The organism is Umezawaea sp. NPDC059074, from assembly GCF_042738955.1.
Taxonomy (GTDB): Bacteria; Actinomycetota; Actinomycetes; order Mycobacteriales; family Pseudonocardiaceae; genus Umezawaea.
This window is the reverse complement of sequence record NZ_JBHYHC010000266.1, coordinates 1-4,623: the sequence shown is the minus strand read 5'-3', so window position 1 is coordinate 4,623 and position 4,623 is coordinate 1. Positions and strand designations below refer to the sequence as shown.

3 protein-coding genes are annotated in these 4,623 nt (G+C 72.8%); 1 reads left to right on the top strand and 2 read right to left on the bottom strand.

What is annotated here, in order from left to right:
* On the bottom strand, positions 1 to 591 hold a 591-nt coding region (locus ACFWW9_RS45830), incomplete at its 3' end, for a winged helix-turn-helix domain-containing protein (RefSeq protein WP_390389918.1).
* Between the two features lie 42 nt (positions 592 to 633).
* Positions 634 to 3,138: a DEAD/DEAH box helicase gene (locus tag ACFWW9_RS45825; protein ID WP_390389916.1), complete on the bottom strand. Its 2,505-nt coding sequence runs from the start codon at positions 3,136 to 3,138 to the stop codon at positions 634 to 636.
* Positions 3,139 to 3,213: 75 nt separating this feature from the next.
* Here ACFWW9_RS45825 and ACFWW9_RS45820 point away from each other — a divergent pair.
* A partial coding sequence (locus tag ACFWW9_RS45820) for an NACHT domain-containing protein (protein WP_390389914.1) occupies positions 3,214 to 4,623 on the top strand: 1,410 nt, incomplete at its 3' end.

Here is a 4,623-nt window from a genome sequence, read left to right as displayed (position 1 = left end):
CCCCTCGGTAGAGTTGATCTCGGGGGTCCCCACCGGCCGGGGGACGCCGGCGTGAGCGTGGCCGACGAGCAAGTCCGTCACCCGCGCCAGTTCCGCGGTCCGCCCCACGAAGTGCCCGACCGGCGCGGGCAGTTGCGAGATCGGCGACCACGGTCGCCGCGCGGCCTCGACGACCTGTCGCCGTTCCTCCTCCAGCCCGGCGGCGGACAGCCAGGTCGTGTCCACGTCGGCCAGCGCGTCCCCGCGCCAGCACTCCAGCGCCCGCTCGTGCTCGCCCTCTGCCACCAGCGCCCGGAACCGGTGCAGGTCCAGCGATCCCTCGGGCACCTCGATCCGGTACCCGGTCGGCGTCGTCCCGATCAGCGGCGGGTCGCCGAGCGTGCGCCGCAGCCGCATCACGTACACCGGCAGCGTGCGCGCCGCCCGCGCGGGCGGCGCGTCGCCCCACACGCAGCGGATCAGCTCGGCCGTCGTCAGCGACCCGTGGACCAGCAGCGCGGCCAGCACGACCCGCTGCTTGGCCGCGGTGATCGGGACGTCGACGCCGTCGCGGCGGACCACCAGCGGCCCGAGCACACCGAACTGGTCCACCTGCGCCATTCCTCCTGTGGGGACGTGCCCCGCGGAGAACCGCTACAGGGCGCCTACTTCGGTGATCCGGATCGACGCCGTGCCGGTCTCGTCGGACTCCTCGAGGTCGACCTCGGCGGAGATGCCCCAGTCGTGGTCCCCGGCGGGATCGTCGAAGATCTGACGCACGTCCCAGCGCCCCGGTTCCTCGGTGATGATCAGCAGTGCCGGGCCGCGCGCGTCGGAGCCGGTGCCGATCGAGTCGAACGCCTCGAAGTACGGCTCGATCGCGTCCTCCCACGCGTCCTGGTCCCACCCGGACTCGCCGTCGAGCAGGCCGAGTTCGTAGTAGTTGCGGCGCGCGGCCAGCTCGACGCGGCGGAACAGGGCGTTGCGCACCAGCACGCGGAACGCGCGCAGGTTGCGCGTGACGGCCGGTGGCTTGTCGTCGATCCGCACCTCGGGCTTGGCGTCGCCGAGCGGGTTGGTGAGCTTCTCCCACTCCTCCAGCAGGCTGGAGTCGACCTGGCGCACGAGTTCGCCGAGCCACTCGATGAGGTCGTTGAGCTCCTCGGTCTTCGCCTCTTCCGGCACGGTGTGGCGCAGCGCCTTGTACGCGTCGGCCAGGTACCGCAGCACGATCCCCTCCGAGCGCGCCAGCTGGTAGAAGCTGACGTACTCGGTGAACGTCATGGCCCGCTCGTACATGTCGCGGACCACGGACTTCGGCGACAGGTGGTGGTCGGCGACCCACGGGTGGCCGCTGCGGTAGGTCGTGAAAGCGCCTTCCAGCAGCTCTTCCAACGGCTTCGGGTACGTGACCTGGTCCAGCAGCTCCATCCGCTGGTCGTACTCGATGCCGTCGGCCTTCATCGCCGCCACGGCCTCGCCGCGCGCCTTGAACTGCTGCGCCGAGAGGATCTGGCGCGGGTCGTCCAACGTGGACTCGATGATGGACAGCGCGTCCAGCGGGTAGCTCGGCTCCTCGCGGTTGAGCAGCTCGATCGCGGCCAGCGCGAACGGCGACAGCGCCTGGTTGAGCGCGAAGTTGTCCTGGAGGTCGACGGTCAGCCGGTAGCGGCGGCCCTCGGCGTCCGGCTCGTCGAGCCGCTCGACCACGCCGGACTGGAGCAGCCCCCGGAAGATCGAGATCGCCCGCAGGATGAGCCGGAGCTGCGACTTCCGCGTCTCGTGGTTGTCCTCCAGCAGGTGCCGCATGCCGGCGAACGCGTCGCCGGGGCGGTTGATGACGTTGAGGATCATCGCGTGGCTGACCGAGAACGTCGAGGTCAGCTGCTCGGGCTCGGCCGCGACCAGCCGCTCGAACGTCTTGTCGCTCCACGACACGAAACCCTCGGGGGCCTTGGTGCGCACGACCCGCTTCAGCTTCTTCGGGTCGTCGCCCGCCTTCGCGACGCGCTTGGCGTTCTCCACCTCGTGGTCCGGGGCCTGCACGACCACGGTCCCCACCACGTCGTAGCCCGCGCGGCCGGCGCGGCCCGCGATCTGGTGGAACTCGCGCGCCTTGAGGATCCGGGTGCGCGTGCCGTCGTACTTGCTCAGCGCGGTGAACAGCACCGTGCGGATCGGCACGTTGATGCCGACGCCCAGGGTGTCCGTGCCGCAGATGACCTTCAACAGGCCCGCCTGCGCGAGCTGCTCGACGAGCCGCCGGTACTTCGGCAGCATGCCCGCGTGGTGCACGCCGATGCCGTGCCGCACGATCCGCGACAGCGTCTTGCCGAAGCCGGAGGTGAACCGGAACCCGCCGATCATCGCGGCGATGGCGTCCTTCTCGGCGCGCGTGCACACGTTCACGCTCATCAACGCCTGCGCGCGCTCCAGCGCCGAGGCCTGGGTGAAGTGCACGACGTAGATCGGCGCCTCCCGGCCGTGCAGCAGCTCCTCGATCGTCTCGTGCAGCGGCGTCGTGACGTACTGGAAGTTCAGCGGCACCGGCCGGTCCGCGGACCGCACGACCGCCGTCGACCGCCCGGTGCGCCGGGACAGGTCCTTCTCGAAGAACGAGACGTCGCCGAGCGTCGCCGACATCAGCAGGAACTGCGCCTTGGGCAGCTCGATCAGCGGCACCTGCCACGCCCAGCCGCGCTCGGGCTCGGAGTAGAAGTGGAACTCGTCCATGACGACCTGGCCGACCTCGGCCTCCGCGCCGTCGCGCAGGGCGATGTTCGCCAGGATCTCGGCCGTGCAGCAGATGATGGGCGCGGTGTCGTTGACGCTCGCGTCGCCGGTCAGCATGCCGACGTTCGCCGGCCCGAAGACGTCGCACAGCGCGAAGAACTTCTCCGACACCAGCGCCTTGATGGGCGCGGTGTAGAAGGTCCGCTTGCCCTCGGCCAGCGCGGCGAAGTGCGCGCCGATCGCCACCAGGCTCTTCCCGGACCCCGTGGGGGTGCTCAGGATGACGTTCGAGCCGGAGACCAGCTCGATCAGCGCCTCCTGCTGCGCCGGGTAGAGCTGGAGCCCCCGTTCCGCCGCCCAGGAGGCGAACGTGTCGAAGAGCAGGTCGGGGTCGGGGTTGGCCGGAAGCCGATCGGTGAGAGTCATCGCAGGTCGGATCATAGGTGAGAACGCGGTCCCCGGTGGCGGCCACCGCCGCGCGGGCGTGTGGGATTCTCGGGTGTGAGCGATCGCCACCTGGACGACCTGCGTCGGACGGCGCGAACAGCCCTGCCCCCTCCGCCGGAGCCGCTGGGCCCGGAGCCGGAGGACGACCTCGCCGACCTGGTCCGCTTCAAGCACGGCTGCGCGCTGCTGGGCGAACCCGGCTCCGGCAAGACCACCCGCCTGCGCGGGCTCGCCGCGGACCTCCTGGCGGACGAGGAGGGGCCGGTCCCGATCGTGCTGTCGCTGGCCTCGGGCAGCTGGCGGGTCGAGCCGCACCGGCTGAGCGCCCTGCGGTGGGCGAGCAAGCAGGACGTCGTCCCCGAGGACGAGTGGGACACCGAGGCGCTGGAACGGGCGCAGCGGCTCAGCGTGGCGAGGCTGGAGCAGGTCGACCACGCCGTGGACACCGCCGTCGAGTGGCTGGCCGACGAGATCGGCAGGGTGTACCAGGCGCCGCCGCGCCGGGTGGGGGAGTGGCTGCGCGCGACGCCCAGCCCGGTCGTGCTGCTGCTGGACGGGCTGGACGAGATCCGGCACGCCGACGACCGCCGCCGCTGCGTCGAGGTGCTGACGCTGCTGAAGTCCCGGCTCACCACCGCGATCGTCGTGTGCGCCCGGCCGCGCGACCGGGAGGAGCTGCGGAAGTTCGGCCAGGCCGTGGAGATCCCGCCGTTGAGCGCGGAGACCGTGGACGCGGCGCTCGCGGGGGAGGGCCTGGAGTCGCTGCGGGCGGCCTGCCTGCGCCACGACGACCTGGTGGCGCTGCTGGACACGCCGCTGGCGGTGACGCTGGCCGTGGAGGGCTACCGGGGCAAGGACGTGCCCGACGACGAGGTGGAGCGGATGCTCGCGGGCGGCCTCGACCACCTGTGGGCGGCCCGCCTGCCCGAGCGGGCCTCGGCGTTGCGCGGCCTGGCCAGGCTGATGGACCGGGGCGACCGGGACGCGTTCACCGTCGAGGCGCTGAGCCTGGCGTGGGTGCGGCAGGCCGGGTTGCGGCCTCCGCGGTCGCTCGCGCCGTGGATCTACGGGGTGCTGGCGCTGGTCGCCGCCGTCGGCGTGGTCGTGCTCGCCGCGCGGGCCACCGACGTCGGCTTCGCTCTCCTGTGTGCCGGGGTGCTCGCGGGCTCGGCCGCCGCGCAGGGGTTCACGGCCCGCAACGCCACCGACCGCCGCCCGTCCCGGCTCGACTCCGGCGACTTCGTGGCCGCCCGCTGGACCGTCGACTGGCGGGGCGCGTTCACGGCGGCGGCGACCTGCGCCCTGACCGGTCTGGTCATGGGCGCGTCGGTCGGGATGTTCGGCGGCGCGGCGGGGCTCGCGCTCGGTGTCCTGCCGGGCGCGGCGGCGGGGGGGGGCGGGGGGGGGGTGTCCCAGCCGCCCCCCCCCCCCCCCGCCCCGCCCCGGGCCGCCCGCGCCCCCCCC

Coding starts and splice junctions, on each gene's coding strand:
- ACFWW9_RS45825 (WP_390389916.1), bottom strand. CDS start 3,138: ATGACTCTCACCGATCGGCTTCCGGCCAACCCCGACCCCGACCTGCTC.